Raw genomic sequence first — 16,270 nt, 5'->3', positions numbered from 1 at the left:
GCATGAGCTGACGGCTTCCTTTACGCTGCGCGCGGGGTCTACTGCGGCTGACGCGACAACTTGAAGGTTCTGGCAAAGCCCAATACACAGACGAAGAATAGTCCGCTTAAGAAGATTTCGCCCCATGCAAGTTGCTGCGACAGACCGCGATCGGCCCAACCGCGCATCACGCCCTCGGTGAAGTAGGCCAGGATGAACATGCTGGCCCATTGGTAGGTGTACAGACGCTGGCTCAGAATGCCGCGCAGCGGCAGCAGCAGCACCGCCGCCTTGAGCGCCAGCAGCGAGCCGCCCGGACGCAGCGGCGCCAGCCACAGCTCCCAGGCCAGGCACAGCAGGATCAGCGCGATCAGCGACGCCGACGCGCCGTAATACCAGGCGTTTCGATTCATGAACCGTCCTCCAGCAAAGGGCGCGCCTTCTTGCGGCCCAGGAACACCGCCATTAGGATGCCCGCTTCGTACAGCAGCCACAGCGGCACCGCCAGCAGGGTTTGCGACAGCACGTCCGGCGGCGTGACGATGGCGGCCACCACGAAGGCGCCGACAATCACGTAAGGCCGGCCCTGGCGCAGTTTTTCCACCGACACCACGCCCATGCGCACCAGCAGGATCACCACCACCGGCACTTCGAAAGTGACGCCGAAGGCCACGAACATGCCGAGCACGAAGGACAGGTATTTGTCGATGTCGGTCATCATGCTGACCCCGGCCGGCGTCACCGCCGACAGGAAGCCGAACACCACCGGGAACACCAGGAAATAGGCGAAAGCCATGCCGATGAGGAAGAGCAGCAGGCTGGACACGACCAGCGGCAGCACCAGCCGCTTCTCATGGTGATAGAGTCCGGGCGCGACAAAGGCCCAGATCTGGTACAGGGTGTTGGGCAGCGAGATCAGGAAAGCCACCAGCATGGTCACCTTGACCGGCACGAAGAAGGGCGCGGTGACATCGGTGGCTATCATGTTCGCTCCCGCCGGCAGCGCGTCCAGCAGGGGCTTGGCCAGCAGGTGGTAGATATCCCCGGACCAATGGAACAGGCCGAGAAACACCAGCGCGACGCCGAGCAGCGCCCGCACCAGGCGGGTGCGCAGCTCGATCAGATGCGCGAGCAAGGGTTGTTCATTCATGCGCGGGATTTCCAATGGATTCAGGAACGGCCGAAGCGGGCGCCAGTCCCGCCCGGCCGGGTGCGACCGACCTCAGCGCAGCGATGGCGGATCCGCAGGCTGGGGAGCCGGCTTCGCCGGCAGCAGGTCGTCGAACAGATCCAGCTGGTTCTCGTCCTTGACCGGCGCCGCCTCGGCCTGCGCCTCGACGTCGGCCGGAAGCGGGTCCAGCAGATCCGGCTGCAGGCCGCCGTGGATGGCGTTGACCGCCTCGCCCACCGGCGCGCGCGCCTCGTCCGCCAGCGCGCGCAGTTCGGCGCCGTTCTGCTCCATCGCCTCGCGCACGCCGCGCACTTCGGAGTCGAGCTGGCCTTTGAACGACTGCGCCGCGTCCTCGATGTCCTGCCGCAATTCGTTCAGGCCGGTCAGGTTGGCCTGTTGCTGGATGTCGGCCTTCACCGTGGCCACGAAGCGCTGGGCCCGCCCCACCAGCGCGCCCAGGGTGCGCGCCACCGTAGGCAGGCGCTCCGGCCCCAGCACCACCAGGGCCACCACGCCGATCAACAGGATTTCGCCAAAGCTGATTTCAAACACGCTTGAACCGTCCGCGCCTTATTTCTTGTCGGCGTCGCCGTCGATGATGCGGCCGGTTTCAGCCGGCTTGTCCTTGGCGGCCTTGTCGTTCTCGCCGTTCATGCCTTCCTTGAAGCCTTTGACCGCGCCGCCCAGATCCTCGCCGATATTGCGCAGTTTCTTGGTGCCGAACACCAGCACCACGATTAGCAATACCACCAGCCAGTGCCAAATGCTGAAAGAACCCATGATTCACTTCCTTATCAAATCGAATTAGTCCGCGGAGGCCGCCCGGCCGTCCGCCCTGGCCGGATAGGCCAATCAGTTTTTGTGGCCGAACACATGCACATGCAGGTGGAACACTTCCTGCCCGCCGCCGCGGCCGGTGTTGATGCCGGTCTTGAAACCGCCCTCCAGGCCCTGTTCGCGCGCCAGCTTGGGCGCCAGGGTCAGCATCTTGCCCAGCACCGCCTCGTGCTCGGGGCCGCAATGGGCCAGCGAATCCACGTGCAGCTTGGGAATCAGCATGAAATGCACCGGAGCGATCGGACGGATGTCGTGGAAGGCCAGCACATCGTCGTCTTCGTAGATTTTATTGGCCGGAATCTGTCCGGCCACGATTTTGCAGAAGATGCAGTCTGTCATTATTGTCCGCTCTCGCTAACTCTTAAGGGGTGGGGGCGCGGGAAGCCTTTTCATCCAGGCCGGAAATACCCTCGCGCCGCTTCAACTCCATCAGCACGTCCTCGGGCCGCAGGCCATGATAGGTCAGCAACACCATGCTGTGGAACCACAGATCCGCCACTTCGCGCACCAAGTGCAGCTTGTCCTTGTCCTTGGAGGCCATCAGCGTCTCCGCCGCCTCCTCCGCCACTTTCTTCAAAATGGCGTCCTCGCCCTTGTGAAACAGGGACGCCACATAGGAAGACTGGGAACTGGCTTCGCGCCGCGCTTCCAGCGTGTCCGCGATGGTTTTCAGCACATCCTGGCTCATGTCGCTATTCCTTTACGCCGCAACCCCGGCAAGTATATGTCGTTCCGATGGCAAAACGATAACAATCGCCTTGCCGGCTGCCATTCTAACGGCCAGCCGGCGCGCGGCGTTGACCGCGCGCAAGTCAATCCTTGCGGTAGATCGCGTCCGGGTCCTTCAATACCGCGTCCACCACTTCCCAGTCTTGCCGCGCCGGATCGAAACGACGGTAGAAGCAGCTCTCGCGGCCGGTGTGGCAGGCGATGCCGCCGGCCTGCTCGATCTGCATCACCACCACGTCGCCGTCGCAGTCCAGCCTCAGTTCCTTGACGGTTTGCAGATGGCCGGAATCCTCGCCCTTCTTCCACAATTTGCCGCGCGAGCGGCTCCAGTAATGGGCGACGCCGGTTTCGGCGGTCAGGGCCAGGCTGTCGCGGTTCATCCACGCCACCATCAGCACCCGGCCGCTGGCGGCGTCCTGGGCGACGGCGGCCACCAGGCCCTTGTCGTCCCATTTGACTTCATCCAACCAATTCATCGCTCACCTTTGCGCCGCGCGCCTTGGCTATGAGTGGCGGCGCGGCAAATGATTCAGCTCGGCGCCCGCTTCGCCTCAAATTAAGACGCCGGCAAGAATGTTGATCAGCGCGCGTCCGTTCACAGACGCACTTCGATGCCGGCATCCCGCATCGCCCGCTTGGCCTCCGCCACCGTATGCTCGCCGAAGTGGAAAATGCTGGCGGCCAGCACCGCGTCGGCCTTGCCCAGCTTGACGCCGTCCACCAGGTGCTGCAGCGTGCCGACGCCGCCGGAGGCGATCACCGGGATGTCCACCGCCTCCGACACCGCGCGCGTCAGTTCCAGATTGAAACCTATCTTGGTGCCGTCGCGGTCCATGCTGGTCAGCAGGATTTCGCCGGCCCCCAGCTGCTGCATCTGGCGCGCCCACGCCACCGCGTCGATGCCGGTGCGCGTGCGGCCGCCGTGGGTGAACACTTCCCAACGGTCGTTCTCCGGCGTCACCGCCTTGGCGTCCACCGCCACCACCACGCACTGGCTGCCGAAGCGGTCGGCCGCCTCGCCTACCAGCTGCGGCCGGGTCACCGCCGCGGTGTTGATGCTGACCTTGTCCGCGCCGGCGCTAAGCAGGCGGCGGATGTCCGCCACCTCCCGCACGCCGCCGCCCACGGTCAGCGGAATGAACACCTGCTCCGCCACCGATTCGATCACGTGCAGGATGATGTCGCGCTGGTCCGAGCTGGCGGTGATGTCCAGAAAGGTCAGTTCGTCCGCGCCCTGCTCGTTGTAGCGGCGGGCGATTTCCACCGGGTCGCCGGCGTCGCGCAGACCCAGGAAGTTGACGCCTTTGACGACGCGACCGGCGGTCACGTCCAGACAGGGGATGATGCGTTTGGCAAGCATAAGGAGTCCGGCAAACGGCCGACCGGCCCGGACAATGCGCCCGGGCCGGCATGGCTTGGTGATTCTGGAAACGGCGTCGGCTTATGCCGACAATTCGTCGGCCAGGGTCTGCGCGGCGGCGAAATCGATGCCGCCCTCGTAGATCGCGCGGCCGGTGATCGCGCCTTCGACGCCCTCGTCCTCCACCGCGCACAACGCGCGGATGTCGTCGAGATTGCTCAGGCCGCCGGAGGCGATCACCGGGATGGTCAGCGCCTGCGCCAGCTTGACGGTGGCGTCGATGTTGACGCCGTTCATCATGCCGTCGCGGCCGATGTCGGTGTAGATCACCGAATTGACGCCGTAGTCCTGGAAGCGCTTGGCCAGATCGATCACCTTGTGATTGGTGATCTTGGCCCAGCCGTCAATCGCCACCATGCCGTCCTTGGCGTCCAGGCCGACGATGACCTGGCCGGGGAAGGCGTCGCAGGCGTCGTGCAGGAAACCCGGAGTCTTGACCGCGGCGGTGCCGATGATCACGTAGGACAAGCCCATGTCCAGGTACTTCTCTATGGTGTCCAGGTCGCGGATGCCGCCGCCCAGTTGCACCGGCATGTCATCGCCGACTTCGCCCAGAATGTCGCGGATCACCGCCAGATTCTTGGGCTTGCCGGCGAAGGCGCCGTTGAGGTCGACCAGATGCAGGCGCCGGGCGCCCTGATCGCGCCAATGGGCGGCGACTTGCACGGGGTCGTCGGAGAAAACGGTGGCATCGTCCATCACGCCCTGTTTCAGGCGTACGCATTGACCGTCTTTCAGGTCTATCGCGGGTATCAGCAGCATGGTGCTAAATCAAACGTGAGTTAAACACTGCCGTCCCAGGCCAGGAAGTTCTTCATCATCTGAAGGCCGGCCCGGTGGCTCTTTTCGGTGTGGAACTGGCTTGCGAAGATGTTCTCACGACCGACAATACAGGAAAACCGCTCTGGATATTCACTTTCCGCCAGCGTCAGGCCCGCATCGGCCGGCGCAAAGTGGTAACTATGCACAAAATAGAAACGTTCGCCGTCGGCGATGCCGGCGAACAAGGGATGGACCTGCGTTTGGAACACCTGGTTCCATCCCATGTGCGGCACTTTCAGCCGCTCGCCTCCGGCGTCGCGAAGCCCGGCGGCAAAACGCGCCACCTTGCCGGGAAACAGGCCCAGGCCTTGGGTCGGCCCCTCTTCGCTTTCCTCGAACAATAGCTGCGCGCCGACGCAGATGCCAAAAAACGGCTTGCTCTTGGTGCTTTCCCTTATCGCCTCGGCCAAACCGTGCTGATTCAGTTCGCGCATGCAGTCCGGCATCGCGCCCTGTCCGGGGAAGATCACCTTGTCCGCCTTGAGCACGGCCTCCGGCTCGCTGGTGAGAAAGATATCCGCGCCAATGTCGTTGACCGCCTGCGCCGACTTGAGCACCGAATGCAGATTGCCCATGCCGTAATCCACTACTGCAACTTTCATCGCCATCCTACAAACTCGCTTCGGGGGTGGCAGCACTCCAGCCGAGTGCCGCCGGAGTCCTGAAAAAAACCGCCGCGGCCGCCCGCGCTGCGGGGACCGGCCGGATCATACGCTCAGCGTGCCCTTGGTGGACGGCGTCTGTCCGGCCATGCGCTCATCCGCCTCACAGGCCATGCGCAAAGCGCGGCCGAAAGCCTTGAAGATGGTCTCGGCCTGATGGTGGCTGTTGACGCCGCGCAGATTGTCTATGTGCAGCGTGACCATGCCGTGGTTGACGAAGCCGTGGAAAAACTCGGAAAACAGGTCGACGTCGAACTGGCCGATGCTGGCGCGGGTGTACTCAACGTTGTACGACAGGCCGGGGCGGCCGGACAGGTCGATCACCACCCGGCTCAAGGCCTCGTCCAACGGCACGTAGGCGTGGCCGTAGCGGCGAATGCCCTTCTTGTCGCCTATCGCCTTGGCGAAGGCCTGGCCCAGGGTGATGCCGATGTCCTCCACCGTGTGGTGGGCGTCGATGTGCAGGTCGCCGTGGGCGACCACGTCCAGATCGATCAGGCCGTGACGGGCGATCTGGTCCATCATGTGGTCGAGAAAGGGCACGCCGGTTTCAAAGCGGCCGACGCCGGAGCCGTCCAGGTTCAGACTGACGGTGATCTGGGTTTCCAGGGTATTGCGGGTAACGGTTGCGGTTCTCATGGCTCAGGCGAAGTAAGCGTCCAGGGCCGCCAGCATGGCGTCGTTTTCCTGCGGCGCGCCCACGGTCAGGCGCAGGCAGCGCTCCAGCAGCGGATGGCTGCCGTGCAATTGCTTGATCAGGATGCCGCTGGCCTTGAAATGCTGGTACAGCGCCGGCGCGTCCGGCACCCGGATGGTGATGAAATTGGCTTCCGACGGGAAGGCTTCGATGGCGGCGTGGCGCGCCAGCCCGGCGGCCAGCCGGCCACGCTCCTCGCACAGCTCCGCCGCCTGACGGTTGAACACCTCGATATGGCGCAGCGAGAAGCGCGCGGCGGCCTGGGTCAGCACATTGATGTTGTACGGCGGCCGCACCTTGTCCAGTTCGCGGATCCAGGCGGCGGGGCCGGCGGCGTAGCCCAGGCGGATGCCGGCCAGGCCCAGCTTGGACAGCGTGCGCATCACGATCAGATTGTCGCGCAGGCCGGCCAGATTCATGAAGCTGTCGCTGGCGAAGGCCTGATAGGCCTCGTCGACCACCACCAGGCCGGGCGCGGCCTCGCAGATCGCCTCCACCTCGGCGCGGGCGAAACGCGGGCCGGTCGGGTTATTGGGGTAGGACACGAACACCACCGCCGGCTGATGTTCGGCGATGGCCGCCAGCGTCGCCGGCAGATCCAGGCTGAAATCGGAACGCAGCGGCACGCCGACGTAGTCGAGGCCGGAGAACAGCGCGTTCATCTTGTACATCACGAAGGACGGCTCCAGCGCCAGCAGTTTGGCGCCGGGGCGGGCCAGCGCCTGCGCCACCAGGGTGATCAGCTCGTCGGAGCCGTTGCCCAGCAGCACTTCGGCCGGCTCGGGTATCGAGAACGCCTGCTTCAGCTGGGCTTTCAACGTGCCGCCGGACGGGTCCGGATAGCGGTTGACGGCGACGTCGGCCAAGGTCCGCGCCAGTTCCTGGCGCAAGTCGGCCGGCAAGGGCCACGGGTTCTCCATGGCGTCCAGCTTGATGTAGCCGTCGGCGGAGGCTACCGGGTAGGCGCTGATGGCGGCGATCTCATCGCGCACCAGCTGTCGGACGGACTTTTTCATGACTTCGCAATCGGCCTCGCGGCCAACAAAAGCCCCGCGGACGGAGCCGTGTTATCGGAAACGGCGAAAAGCTATAGTAGCGTGTTCATTCGCTTTCAGCTACTCGACCCAGTTCGCCCGTTCCCGCAGCCGTGGCGGCAGCTCCACGCCGTCGCGCGCCAACCCTTCGCGGCTGAAAACATAGCGGCCTTCCGACGGCGTCACCGGGAACAGGCTGGCCACCGGCTGGCCGCGGAACAGCACCTGTTCGGCCAGCTTGGCCGCCTCGCGGCCCTGCTCGTAGCCGGACAGCACCAGGCCGCCGGCGGCCTTGTCCTTGCCGACGGAGAAGTCCCAGAACGCGAACAGCGGCAGCTTGGCGTGGGCGGCGGTCCAGCGCAGCGCTTCGTCGCCGGGCACCACCTTGCCGCCGGCGTCGCGCAGGGTGAAGTAGAGGCCCACCCAGATCGCCTGGTAACGACCGGCGGCGCCCAGCACCCGCCGCTGCCACTCGGCGTAGGAGCCGGTCAGCGCCAGGTCGACGTGTATATTGGACAGCAACATGGCGTCGCGGCCGCCGAAGGTTTCGTCGCGGATGATGCGCGAGGTGAGGTCGTCGTCGAACAACACCAGCGCGTTGCGCATCCCTTGGACGGTCTTGCCCAATTCGAAGACGCTGCGCAGGATCAAGGGCCGCTCCAACACGCCGCTGACCCCCGTCACCGCGCCCGGGAAGTAGTTGCGCGGATTGTTGTTGATGCCCAGATAGATCACCGGCACGCCCTGCTGCGCCAGCTTGCTGCCCACTCTCTGCAAGGCGGCGTCGTCGCCGACGATGACAAGGTCCGGCTTTATTTTCGCCGCCAGCGCCAGCGCCTCGTCGGCGCGCGCCTGATGCTGGGCCGGCGGCAGACGCTTGGTGTCCATCGCGTAATGGCTCAGCTGCACGCGCTTGCCCAGCCGCTCCTGCAAGGCGCGGCGGTAGTCCTGATCCCAGGGGTAGTCGCTGTGATAGCTCTCCACCACCAGCACCCGCGGCTGCGCCCAGGCCGCTGCGGACAGGAAAAAGGCCAGACAGAGTCCGGCCATGATGCGTTGCAGCCCAGCCATCGCCTTCTCCGGTTACTTATCCAGATTAAGCGATGGCGCGGCGTTTTGCTTCGGGCGCTAGACGTCCAGCCTCAGCTCCGCGGCGCGCGCGTGCGCGCTCAGGCCTTCGCCGTGAGCCAGCAGGCTGGCGACCTGGCCCAGCGTCTGCGCGCCGGCCTGGGACACCCGGATCAGGCTGCTGCGCTTCTGGAAGTCGTAGACTCCCAGCGGGCTGGCGAAACGCGCGGTGCGGCTGGTGGGCAGCACGTGATTGGGGCCGGCGCAATAATCGCCCAGGCTTTCCGAGGTGAAGCGGCCCATGAAGATGGCCCCGGCGTGGCGAATCAGCGGCAACAGCTCGTCCGGATTGGCCACCGACAGCTCCAGGTGCTCGGGCGCGATGTAGTTGGCGATCTCGCAGGCTTGCGCCAGGTCGCCGACCTGGATCAGCGCGCCGCGATTGCCGAGGCTGGCCTCGATGATGGCGCGGCGCGGCATCTGCGGCAGCAGCCTGGCGACGCTGGCCTCGACCTGGGCGATGTAGTCCGCCGACGGGCACAGCAGGATGGCCTGGGCGATCTCGTCGTGCTCGGCCTGACTGAACAAGTCCATCGCCACCCAGTCCGGCGGGGTGTCGCCGTCGCAGATCACCAGGATCTCGGACGGGCCGGCCACCATGTCTATGCCCACCACGCCGAACACGCGGCGCTTGGCCGCGGCGACGTAGGCGTTGCCGGGGCCGGTGATCTTGTCGACCTGGGGCACGGTCTCGGTGCCGTAGGCCAGCGCCGCCACCGCCTGCGCGCCGCCACAGGTGAACACCTTGTCGACGCCGGCGATATAGGCGGCGGCCAGCACCAGATCGTTGCGCTCGCCGTCCGGCGTCGGCACCACCATGATGATTTCGCCTACGCCGGCCACCTTGGCCGGCATCGCGTTCATCAGCACCGAGCTGGGATAGGCGGCCTTGCCGCCCGGCACGTAGATGCCGACGCGGTCCAGCGGCGTCACCTGCTGGCCCAGCAAGGTGCCGTCCTCGTCCTGATAGCTCCAGGAGTGCGCCAGCTGCTTCTCGTGATAGCGGCGCACCCGCTCCGCGGCGGTGCTGAGCGCGTGGCGCACCGGATCGCTCAGCCGATGGAAGGCGGCTTCCAGTTGCTCGCGCGACAGCGTCAGATCGGCCATCGAGGCCGCGCTCATGCGGTCGAAGCGGTTGGTGTACTCGATCACCGCGGCGTCGCCGCGCGCCTTGACCTCATCGCAGATGGCGGCGACGGCGGCGTCGACGGCCGGATCCTGCGCGGTTTCAAACGCCAGCAACGCCTGCAGGCGTTCGGTGAAATCGGCTTGGGAGGAAGACAGTTTCAGCATGGAGCGGACCTCAGGCCGGCACGGCGCCGGCGAATGCGTCCAGCACCGGCTGGATCACGTCGTGTTTGAGCTTGAGCGCGGCCTGGTTGACCACCAGCCGCGAACTGATGTCGACGATGTGCTCGACCGCGATCAGATCGTTGGCGCGCAGCGTGCCGCCGGTGGACACCAGATCGACGATGGCGTCGGCCAGGCCGACCAGCGGCGCCAGCTCCATCGAGCCGTAGAGCTTGATGATGTCCACGTGCACGCCTTTGCGGGCGAAATGCTCGCGCGCGATCTGCGGATACTTGGTGGCGATCTTCAAGCGCGCGCCGCGGCGCACCGCGGCCTCGTAGTCGAAGCCGTTCTGCACCGCCACCATCATATTGCACTTGGCGATATTCAGATCCAGCGGCTGATACAGGCCGGCGCCGCCGTGCTCGATCAGCACGTCGCGGCCGGCGATGCCCAGATCGGCGGCGCCGTACTGGACATAGGTCGGCACGTCGGACGCGCGCACGATCACCAGCCGCACGCCCGGATGATTGGTGCCGATGATCAGTTTGCGCGAGGCTTCCGGATCCTCCGCCGGCAAAATGCCGGCGGCGGCCAGCAAAGGCAGGGTTTCTTCAAAGATGCGCCCTTTGGACAGGGCAATAGTCAGCTTCATGGTGTCTTGCGGCAAGAATGACGAAATCGAAGTTAAAACGGAAGGCGCGGGCTCAGCCCACCAGCGCGCGGCGTTCGCGCTCCAGCAGGCCGACGTAGCGCTGGATCAGCGTCTCCATCGCCGGCGTCAGCCCCAGATAGGAGCAGCCTATGCGCACGGCCTCGTTGCCGTTGCGCAGTTTGGCGGCCAGCCGGTGGCGGACTTCCAGCCCGATATGCAGCGCGCCCAGCGGCTTCAGGTCCAGCGTGCAGCGCTGGTATTGCTGGCCGATGTCGAAGCCCGGCGTGCCCGGCTGCGGCAGCCACATGCTGACGCCGCCCAGGCTGACGTCGAACAGGGGCAGATCGATGGGCTTGTGCGGATAGTCGGCCACATGGCACATCACCGGGCTGGCCACCGGGGTCTGGATGCGGAAGAATTCGCGGCGCTGCAGCTTGATCACCTGCTCCGGCAGGTCGGCCTGGAAGGCCGGCTGACCCTCCCAGTCTACGCGCCGCACCTGGCCGGTGACGAACTGGGTCTTGACGCCTTCCGGCGAGCAGACGAAGACATTGCGCTCGCTGGCCAGCAGATGCTCATTGGTCTCCGGATCCGCGCCCCAGTCGAACACCAGCGTGCCCGCCTTGTGGTCCACTTCCAGGAAGCGGGTCAGGATGAAGGTTTTCCCCTTGTTGGAAAACACCGTCACCATGTGGCCGTTCTTGGCGATGCCGGCCAGGTGATGGGCGATCTCCACCGACGTGGACAGCGTGTATTTGGCGAGATCCAACGATGGCTGCGAGCCGGATGTTGCGCCAGCGTTATGGTCGTTGCTCACTTTGATCCGACTTTCATGTCTGCGTCAGTTTCCGATACGCCAAGTTTAGCGTAACAACTGTCCAATATCATGAGCCAAGCTCGCCGACGGCGTCCCATAGGCTTCAAACACCCGCAAACGGCCCTGTTTATCCAACAGATAGGAGCCGGCGCTGTGGTCCACGCTATAGCCGCCGCCCGGCTGGCTCACGCGCTGGGCGACGATCTTGTACTGGTTCTTGATCTGTTCGACCTCGCCGGCGGTGCCGGTCAGGCCGATGAAGCCGCGGTTGAAGTGCGGCACGTAGCCGGCCAGCACCTGCGGCGTGTCGCGCTCGGGATCGATGCTGACGAACAGCACCTGCACCTGGTCGGCCTTGTCGCCCAGCTGCTTCACCGCGGCCGCGTATTCCAGCATGGTGGTCGGGCAAACGTCCGGACAATGGGTGTAGCCGAAGAACAGCGCCACCACCTTGCCCTGGTATTGGGACAGGCTGCGGCGCTGGCCTTGATGGTCGGTCAGCGTGAAATCGCCGCCTATCGACGCGCCGGCGACGTCGGTGCCTTTCAAATCCAGCTTGGGTTCATTCGGCGAGCACGCGGCCAGCCACAGCGGCAGCAACAGCCAGCCGGCGAGTTTTATCAATTTGCGCATCAGGAAACAGGTATCAGCCAGTAGTGGTCTATCAGCAGGGCCGCGAACAGCCAGGTCAGATACCAGATCGACCAGGCAAAGGCGCGGCGGGCCAGAGCGTCAGCATACTGGCGATGCAGGCGCACGGCAAGGAAGAGCAGCCGAGCGTCCAGCGCCAGCGCCGCCAGCAGATAGAGCCAGCCGGCCGCTCCCATCGCCACCGGCAGCAGAGTGATGGCCGACAACAGCAGCGAGTACAGCAAGATGGACAAGGTGGTGAAACGCTGGCCGTGGGTGACCGGCAGCATGGGCAGCCCGGCGCGGGCGTAATCGTCGCGGCGGTACAGCGCCAGCGCCCAGAAATGCGGCGGCGTCCAGGCGTAGATGATCAGGAACAGCACCAGCGCGAAGGCGTGCACCTCGCCGGTCATCGCCGCCCAGCCCAGCACCGGCGGCATCGCGCCGCTGGCGCCGCCGATCACGATGTTCTGCGGCGTGTTGGGCTTGAGCAGCAAGGTGTAGACGATGGCGTAACCGACGAAGGTGGCCAGCGTCAGCCAGGCGGTCAGCGCGTTGACCAAGCCGGCCAGCAAGGCCATGCCGATGCCGCCGGCGGTCAGCGCGATGATCAGGGTCTCGGCCGCGCCGGCCTCGCCGCGCGCGGTGGCGCGCCAGGCGGTGCGGCGCATATTGGCGTCCACCGTGCGCTCCACCAGACAGTTGATCATCGCCGCCGCGCCGGCCACCAGCGCGATGCCGGCGGTGGCCGGCAACAAGCGCGCCGGGTCCGGCCAGCCCGGCCCCGCCAGGAACATGCCTATCACCGCGCAGAACACGATCAGCCCCACCACCCGGGGCTTGGCCAGTTGCATCAAGGCGACCGCGTGCTGGCGCGCCTGCTGAAGCTCCGCTGCGTTCATGTTTTTTCCCCCTCAGGATGCGGCGCTCAAACCCATTCGCGATGATTTTTCGAAAGACTGGGCAACGGCCCGACCGCCTGCTTTTGAACGGCTCGCGCCGGGCGCAAGCGCAACGCCAGCAAGCTGGACGCCAGCAGCAGGCCGGCGGCGCCGGCGTTGTGAGACACCGCCGCCGGCAAAGGCAGCGCCAGCAACACGTTGGCGACGCCCAAGGCGAGCTGGCAACCCAGCAAGGCCAGCAGACAGGCCAGATGGCCGCGCAGCGCCGGCTGTCGCCAGCCGGCGCGCGCCGTCGCCAGGCACAAGACGGTCACCAGCGCGGCGCCCAGCCGGTGCAGCCAATGCACCGCCACCAGATTGCCCACCGCCAACGGGCTGCCGTCCGGCGCCTCGCCCAGTTCTCTGAACAGATGGAAGGCGTGCTCGAAGCGCATCTGCGGCCACCACTCGCCATTGCAGGCGGGAAAGCCCTGACAGGCCAGGGCGGCGTAGTTGGTGGACACCCAGCCGCCCAGCGCCACCTGCAGCGCCACCGCCAGAACCAGGCCGCGCGCCAGCCAGTTCAGCGCCGCCGGCGCCTCCACCGGCCGCAGCCGCGGCGACCACGCCAGCCAGGCCAGCAGCAGCAGCACCGACATGCCGCCCAGCAGATGCAGGGTGACGATGGCCGGCTTGAGCAGCAAGGTCACCGTCCACATGCCCAGCAGGCCCTGGGCCGCCGCCACCGCCAGCAACGCGCCGGCCGCGCGGCGATGCCGCCGCTGACGCCAGGCCTGCCAGCCGACGGCGACGATCAGCGCGCCGAGCGCGCCGGCCAGGTAGCGATGGCTCATTTCCTTCCAGGCCTTGCCCAGGCTGACCGGCCCGTCCGGACTCTGGACGTATTGCTGCTGAATGCGCTCCGCCGCGTGGTGCGGGGAGATCTGGCCGTAACAGCCCGGCCAGTCAGGACAGCCGAGCCCGGCGTCGGACAGGCGCACATAGGCGCCGAAAGGCACGACCACGCATGCCAGGATGAATGCCAGCCAGATCAGTCGCCTCATGCTGCGCTCCCCTTGTCGAGCGGCCAACAAACTGCGGATGCCGCGGGCCTGGAGAGGCCGCGGCGCAATGATCTCAACCGATGCCGTTATTGGTTTTCAGCACGCGGCCGATTTCCTGGATCACCTTCTTGGGGTCGGCGGCGTCCGGATAAAACAGCACCTGGTTGCCCAGCGGGTCCACCAGGTAGTAACCCCCGCCGTCGACGTCCGTCTGCGCGGACTGCAGGATGTGGGTGGCGTCCACCTCCTCGTGCGCGACGCCCTCCTGCCAGCCCAGCCGGGTCAAACGTCCGGCGGCCTCGCCCTGGGCGCGCTGAATCTGGCGCATCGCGAAAAAGCGCTGCTGGCAGCGCGTCTGGCAGCCTGGTTCTATCCTGGCCGCCAGCACCCATTTGCCGCGCGGCCATCCCTGCGCGCCGATCAGCGCGAACGGCCGCGTCGGCAGCAGTTGGCCGTAGCTCTTGCCGCCCTGCGGCGGCATCAGCCGGTAAGTCGCCCACGAGGCGAGCACCGGCGCCAGACAAATGGCCGCCATCAGCAGCAGTTTGAGCCGGCCGCGGCGGCGCGACGGCTCGGGGGACGGCGCCTGCGGGGACGGCTCATCGACGCGGCTCATGGGAGCGCCTCCTCAAGGAATGCAAGGACAACAGCAGCAGCAGTCCCAGCAACAGCCATTGCGCCGCATAGGCGTAATGGCGTTCCGGCATGAATTCCGGCAGCACCGGCCAATGCCGCAGCGGGTCCGGCGAATGCTCCAGCACCACCACGCCCTGATGCCAATGGCCGGGGTAGCGCTGGCGCAGCGCGGCCATGTCGATGGCGTCGACGCGGCCCTCGACGCCGGCCACCGCGCCGGGCAGCACGAAGTGGCGCGGCAAGGGCATCCAGTGCCCGCGCAAGCTCAGCGTTTTCGGGTCGATGGCGGGCGCCGCCACGCCGTCGGCCAGCCAGCCCAGGTCTACCAGGGCCATCGCGCCGTCCTCCAGCCGCCAGGGCTGCAGCACGCGTCGGCCCTTGACCTCGCCCAGATAGCTGTTTTCCAGTTGCAGCGTCGGCCCGGCCGGATGCGCGCCCGGCAGCGCCACCCGGCTGAACTCCGGCTGCGGACGGGCCTCGCGGTAAACCAGGCTGACCGGCGGCACGCCGATGGCGCTGGTCAACGAACGCAGCAGCTCGGCCTTTTCCTGCGCGCGCTGCCACTGCCAGGCCGCCAGGAAGAAAGGCAGCACCGCCATGACCAATAAACACAGCCAAACCAGCCGTTTGCCGCTAGACTTCAAAACTGAAGATCGACGGCCCAATCGACCGGGGGATTCCGCAATGAAACTTGTCATTCTGTTCTTGCTCGCCTGCATCGTGCTTGCCCTGTTCTGGGGCCTGACCGGCCTGTTGAAGTCCGATCAAGGCTCTCAACGTCTGGTTCGCTCCCTCACTTTGCGCATCGGCCTGTCCATCGGCCTGTTTCTGCTGCTGCTGCTGGGCGCGCTGTTCGGCTGGTGGCGCCCTCATCAAGCTTAGCCGAGCCGTCCGCCCTCGTCCCGGCGCGGCCCCTGGCCTTTGGTCCTGCCTCGCGGCTCACAGCCAGTAGACGAAGACGAACAGCAGCAGCCACACCACGTCGACGAAGTGCCAGTACCAGGCCGCCGCCTCGAAGGCGAAGTGGTGCTGGCCGTCGAAGTGCCCGCGCATCACCCGCAGCCACACCACCGCCAGAATGATGGTGCCCAGCAGCACGTGCAGGCCGTGGAAGCCGGTCAGCATAAAGAAGGTCATGCCGTAAGCGCCGGAGGCCAGACTCAGGTTCAACTCGCTCATCGCGTGGCCGTATTCGTACATCTGCAGGCAGAGGAACAAGGTCCCCAGCAACACGGTCAGCAGCAGGCCCAGCTTCAATTGCGCGCGCCGGCCTTGCAGCAGCGCCCAATGCGCCCAGGTCACCATCGCGCCGGAGCTCAACAGGATCAGTGTGTTCAGCGCCGGCAGGCCCCAGGCGCCCATCGCCTGGTAAGGCTTGGTGATCCCCGGCCCGGTCAGCAGCGGCCAGGACGGCTCGAAGTCCGGGTACAGGATCTTGTAGTCCATCTCGCCCAGCGTCGGCACCGACACCACCCGCACCCAGTACAAGGCGCCGAAGAAGGCGCCGAAGAACATCACCTCGGAGAAGATGAACCAGCCCATGCCCCAGCGGAAGGACATGTCCTCCTTGCCCTGGTAGTCGCCGTGCCGGCTTTCGCGGATCACGTCGCCGAACCAGCCGAACAACATATAGATCAGGATCAGCGCGCCCACGCCCAGCGACAGCTTGCCCATGGGCTGGCCGTTGACGGCGAAGGCCGCGCCCAAGCCCAGGCAGAACAGCGCCACCGCGCCCACCGCCGGCCAGCGCGATGGCTGCGGCACGAAGTAATGCGTCTGTTCCCGCTCGTTCGCTGTCGTCATTGCATTCTCCCTGCA

Annotated in this window: 23 protein-coding genes; 1 reads left to right on the top strand and 22 read right to left on the bottom strand. The window is 66.0% G+C overall.

What is annotated here, in order from left to right; all coding sequences use genetic code 11:
* Positions 1-38 precede the first annotated feature (38 nt).
* The 21 genes from JW897_RS00635 to JW897_RS00535 form a co-directional block, all read right to left on the bottom strand.
* Positions 39-392, bottom strand: coding sequence for a DUF2069 domain-containing protein (locus JW897_RS00635; protein ID WP_048412992.1), 354 nt, complete (start codon positions 390-392; stop codon positions 39-41).
* Complete coding sequence (gene tatC, locus JW897_RS00630; RefSeq protein WP_048412991.1) at positions 389-1,129, bottom strand: twin-arginine translocase subunit TatC; 741 nt, start codon at positions 1,127-1,129, stop codon at positions 389-391. Before tatC ends, JW897_RS00635 begins: the two co-directional genes overlap by 4 nt.
* 72 nt (positions 1,130-1,201) lie before the next feature.
* A complete protein-coding gene (gene tatB, locus JW897_RS00625; RefSeq protein WP_205464838.1) occupies positions 1,202-1,702 on the bottom strand; it encodes a Sec-independent protein translocase protein TatB in 501 nt (166 codons plus the stop codon).
* 18 nt (positions 1,703-1,720) lie between these two features.
* Entirely contained in the window at positions 1,721-1,930 is a 210-nt protein-coding gene (tatA, locus tag JW897_RS00620) for a Sec-independent protein translocase subunit TatA (RefSeq protein WP_043589548.1), read from the bottom strand.
* Between the two features lie 72 nt (positions 1,931-2,002).
* The gene (locus JW897_RS00615) at positions 2,003-2,326 is read right to left on the bottom strand and encodes a histidine triad nucleotide-binding protein (RefSeq protein ID WP_048412989.1); all 324 of its coding nucleotides are present in this window, start codon (positions 2,324-2,326) and stop codon (positions 2,003-2,005) included.
* Positions 2,327-2,348: 22 nt separating this feature from the next.
* Positions 2,349-2,675, bottom strand: coding sequence for a phosphoribosyl-ATP diphosphatase (locus JW897_RS00610; RefSeq protein ID WP_043589545.1), 327 nt, complete (start codon positions 2,673-2,675; stop codon positions 2,349-2,351).
* A 124-nt stretch (positions 2,676-2,799) separates the two neighbouring features.
* Positions 2,800-3,192: a phosphoribosyl-AMP cyclohydrolase gene (gene hisI / locus JW897_RS00605; protein WP_048412988.1), complete on the bottom strand. Its 393-nt coding sequence runs from the start codon at positions 3,190-3,192 to the stop codon at positions 2,800-2,802.
* A gap of 119 nt (positions 3,193-3,311) precedes the next feature.
* Positions 3,312-4,076, bottom strand: coding sequence for an imidazole glycerol phosphate synthase subunit HisF (hisF, locus tag JW897_RS00600; protein WP_048412987.1), 765 nt, complete (start codon positions 4,074-4,076; stop codon positions 3,312-3,314).
* Between the two features lie 81 nt (positions 4,077-4,157).
* On the bottom strand, positions 4,158-4,898 hold the full coding sequence (gene hisA, locus JW897_RS00595; RefSeq protein ID WP_048412986.1) for a 1-(5-phosphoribosyl)-5-[(5-phosphoribosylamino)methylideneamino]imidazole-4-carboxamide isomerase: 741 nt from the start codon (positions 4,896-4,898) through the stop codon (positions 4,158-4,160).
* Positions 4,899-4,918: 20 nt separating this feature from the next.
* Positions 4,919-5,560 (bottom strand): imidazole glycerol phosphate synthase subunit HisH, encoded by a 642-nt coding sequence (hisH, locus tag JW897_RS00590; protein ID WP_205465197.1) that lies wholly within the window; start codon positions 5,558-5,560, stop codon positions 4,919-4,921.
* A 105-nt stretch (positions 5,561-5,665) separates the two neighbouring features.
* Entirely contained in the window at positions 5,666-6,259 is a 594-nt protein-coding gene (gene hisB, locus JW897_RS00585) for an imidazoleglycerol-phosphate dehydratase HisB (protein ID WP_205464837.1), read from the bottom strand.
* Between the two features lie 3 nt (positions 6,260-6,262).
* Entirely contained in the window at positions 6,263-7,333 is a 1,071-nt protein-coding gene (gene hisC / locus JW897_RS00580) for a histidinol-phosphate transaminase (RefSeq protein ID WP_205464836.1), read from the bottom strand.
* Between the two features lie 99 nt (positions 7,334-7,432).
* Complete coding sequence (locus JW897_RS00575) at positions 7,433-8,422, bottom strand: ABC transporter substrate-binding protein (protein WP_053077231.1); 990 nt, start codon at positions 8,420-8,422, stop codon at positions 7,433-7,435.
* A gap of 57 nt (positions 8,423-8,479) precedes the next feature.
* Positions 8,480-9,772 (bottom strand): histidinol dehydrogenase, encoded by a 1,293-nt coding sequence (hisD, locus tag JW897_RS00570; RefSeq protein WP_205464835.1) that lies wholly within the window; start codon positions 9,770-9,772, stop codon positions 8,480-8,482.
* Positions 9,773-9,782: 10 nt separating this feature from the next.
* On the bottom strand, positions 9,783-10,424 hold the full coding sequence (gene hisG / locus JW897_RS00565; RefSeq protein ID WP_048412982.1) for an ATP phosphoribosyltransferase: 642 nt from the start codon (positions 10,422-10,424) through the stop codon (positions 9,783-9,785).
* A 52-nt stretch (positions 10,425-10,476) separates the two neighbouring features.
* A complete protein-coding gene (locus tag JW897_RS00560; RefSeq protein WP_231589205.1) occupies positions 10,477-11,193 on the bottom strand; it encodes a flagellar brake protein in 717 nt (238 codons plus the stop codon).
* Positions 11,194-11,286: 93 nt separating this feature from the next.
* Positions 11,287-11,874, bottom strand: a complete 588-nt coding sequence (locus JW897_RS00555; RefSeq protein ID WP_048412980.1) for an SCO family protein — start codon at positions 11,872-11,874, stop codon at positions 11,287-11,289.
* Positions 11,874-12,773 carry a heme o synthase gene (locus JW897_RS00550; RefSeq protein WP_019102802.1) on the bottom strand — a complete coding sequence of 300 codons (900 nt, stop codon included), beginning with the start codon at positions 12,771-12,773 and terminating at the stop codon, positions 11,874-11,876. Before JW897_RS00550 ends, JW897_RS00555 begins: the two co-directional genes overlap by 1 nt.
* A 26-nt stretch (positions 12,774-12,799) precedes the next feature.
* Positions 12,800-13,816: a COX15/CtaA family protein gene (locus tag JW897_RS00545; protein ID WP_205464834.1), complete on the bottom strand. Its 1,017-nt coding sequence runs from the start codon at positions 13,814-13,816 to the stop codon at positions 12,800-12,802.
* 73 nt (positions 13,817-13,889) lie between these two features.
* Entirely contained in the window at positions 13,890-14,432 is a 543-nt protein-coding gene (locus JW897_RS00540; protein ID WP_048412978.1) for a hypothetical protein, read from the bottom strand.
* Entirely contained in the window at positions 14,416-15,051 is a 636-nt protein-coding gene (locus JW897_RS00535) for an SURF1 family protein (protein WP_205464833.1), read from the bottom strand. The genes JW897_RS00540 and JW897_RS00535 overlap by 17 nt, the downstream gene beginning before the upstream one ends.
* Positions 15,052-15,136: 85 nt before the next feature.
* Here JW897_RS00535 and JW897_RS00530 point away from each other — a divergent pair, with 85 nt between their 5' ends.
* Positions 15,137-15,334, top strand: a complete 198-nt coding sequence (locus tag JW897_RS00530) for a DUF2909 family protein (protein ID WP_019102806.1) — start codon at positions 15,137-15,139, stop codon at positions 15,332-15,334.
* 57 nt (positions 15,335-15,391) lie between these two features.
* On the opposite strand, the gene JW897_RS00525 is transcribed toward JW897_RS00530, so the two are convergent.
* Positions 15,392-16,255: a cytochrome c oxidase subunit 3 gene (locus JW897_RS00525; RefSeq protein ID WP_048412977.1), complete on the bottom strand. Its 864-nt coding sequence runs from the start codon at positions 16,253-16,255 to the stop codon at positions 15,392-15,394.
* Positions 16,256-16,270: the final 15 nt, after the last annotated feature.

This window comes from Chromobacterium alkanivorans, from assembly GCF_016937655.1.
In the GTDB taxonomy this organism is placed as follows: Bacteria; Pseudomonadota; Gammaproteobacteria; order Burkholderiales; family Chromobacteriaceae; genus Chromobacterium; species Chromobacterium alkanivorans.
Note: the sequence above shows the minus strand (reverse complement) of the source record. Positions and strands in the feature narration are given on the sequence as shown.

Coding starts and splice junctions, on each gene's coding strand:
- JW897_RS00635 (WP_048412992.1), bottom strand. CDS start 392: ATGAATCGAAACGCCTGGTATTACGGCGCGTCGGCGTCGCTGATCGCG.
- tatC (WP_048412991.1), bottom strand. CDS start 1,129: ATGAATGAACAACCCTTGCTCGCGCATCTGATCGAGCTGCGCACCCGC.
- tatA (WP_043589548.1), bottom strand. CDS start 1,930: ATGGGTTCTTTCAGCATTTGGCACTGGCTGGTGGTATTGCTAATCGTG.
- JW897_RS00615 (WP_048412989.1), bottom strand. CDS start 2,326: ATGACAGACTGCATCTTCTGCAAAATCGTGGCCGGACAGATTCCGGCC.
- JW897_RS00610 (WP_043589545.1), bottom strand. CDS start 2,675: ATGAGCCAGGATGTGCTGAAAACCATCGCGGACACGCTGGAAGCGCGG.
- hisI (WP_048412988.1), bottom strand. CDS start 3,192: ATGAATTGGTTGGATGAAGTCAAATGGGACGACAAGGGCCTGGTGGCC.
- hisF (WP_048412987.1), bottom strand. CDS start 4,076: ATGCTTGCCAAACGCATCATCCCCTGTCTGGACGTGACCGCCGGTCGC.
- hisA (WP_048412986.1), bottom strand. CDS start 4,898: ATGCTGCTGATACCCGCGATAGACCTGAAAGACGGTCAATGCGTACGC.
- hisH (WP_205465197.1), bottom strand. CDS start 5,560: ATGAAAGTTGCAGTAGTGGATTACGGCATGGGCAATCTGCATTCGGTG.
- hisB (WP_205464837.1), bottom strand. CDS start 6,259: ATGAGAACCGCAACCGTTACCCGCAATACCCTGGAAACCCAGATCACC.
- hisC (WP_205464836.1), bottom strand. CDS start 7,333: ATGAAAAAGTCCGTCCGACAGCTGGTGCGCGATGAGATCGCCGCCATC.
- JW897_RS00575 (WP_053077231.1), bottom strand. CDS start 8,422: ATGGCTGGGCTGCAACGCATCATGGCCGGACTCTGTCTGGCCTTTTTC.
- hisD (WP_205464835.1), bottom strand. CDS start 9,772: ATGCTGAAACTGTCTTCCTCCCAAGCCGATTTCACCGAACGCCTGCAG.
- hisG (WP_048412982.1), bottom strand. CDS start 10,424: ATGAAGCTGACTATTGCCCTGTCCAAAGGGCGCATCTTTGAAGAAACC.
- JW897_RS00555 (WP_048412980.1), bottom strand. CDS start 11,874: ATGCGCAAATTGATAAAACTCGCCGGCTGGCTGTTGCTGCCGCTGTGG.
- JW897_RS00550 (WP_019102802.1), bottom strand. CDS start 12,773: ATGAACGCAGCGGAGCTTCAGCAGGCGCGCCAGCACGCGGTCGCCTTG.
- JW897_RS00545 (WP_205464834.1), bottom strand. CDS start 13,816: ATGAGGCGACTGATCTGGCTGGCATTCATCCTGGCATGCGTGGTCGTG.
- JW897_RS00540 (WP_048412978.1), bottom strand. CDS start 14,432: ATGAGCCGCGTCGATGAGCCGTCCCCGCAGGCGCCGTCCCCCGAGCCG.
- JW897_RS00535 (WP_205464833.1), bottom strand. CDS start 15,051: ATGGCGGTGCTGCCTTTCTTCCTGGCGGCCTGGCAGTGGCAGCGCGCG.
- JW897_RS00530 (WP_019102806.1), top strand. CDS start 15,137: ATGAAACTTGTCATTCTGTTCTTGCTCGCCTGCATCGTGCTTGCCCTG.
- JW897_RS00525 (WP_048412977.1), bottom strand. CDS start 16,255: ATGACGACAGCGAACGAGCGGGAACAGACGCATTACTTCGTGCCGCAG.